At 71.8% G+C, this 373-nt stretch carries 2 pseudogenes; both read right to left on the bottom strand.

Annotation, left to right across the window (positions count from 1 at the left end):
- Positions 1-153, bottom strand: a pseudogene (locus RM423_RS26180) (ISL3 family transposase); the annotation flags it as partial.
- Positions 105-373: pseudogene (locus RM423_RS25115) on the bottom strand (hypothetical protein); the annotation flags it as partial. The pseudogenes RM423_RS26180 and RM423_RS25115, both read right to left, overlap by 49 nt.

Here is a 373-nt window from a genome sequence, read left to right as displayed (position 1 = left end):
CCGCTGCCGGCCGGTGAGCAGCCTGCGCCGGTTGGCCCACGCCGGGTCTGCCTTGCGGCCTCGGCGGCCTTCTTGGTCCCAGATCACCCGGCGGCGGACGGCGGTCACAGCCGCGTTGGCCAAGGCGTCGACATAAAAGTGATCAACGACCAGCGTCGCGTTCGGCAGCAGACCGGGCGTTCGGACCGCGGCGGCGTAGACCGCGGCCGGTCGATCGCGACGAACCGGATCCCGGGCCGGAACTCTGGCGTGCGCTGCTGCAACCAGTCCACTACGCAGGCGCTGGTGCGGCCCTCGACCTGCCCGAGCAGTCCCTGGGTCCCGGCGAGGTCGACGAAGCCGGTGTCCCACGCATCGGTCCGCAACCACCGTC

Origin of the sequence: Jatrophihabitans lederbergiae (assembly GCF_031845305.1) — a bacterium.
Taxonomy (GTDB): domain Bacteria; phylum Actinomycetota; class Actinomycetes; order Mycobacteriales; family Jatrophihabitantaceae; genus Jatrophihabitans_A; species Jatrophihabitans_A lederbergiae.
The sequence above is the reverse complement of the archived record's forward strand: the minus strand, read 5'-3'. Positions and strand labels throughout refer to the sequence as shown.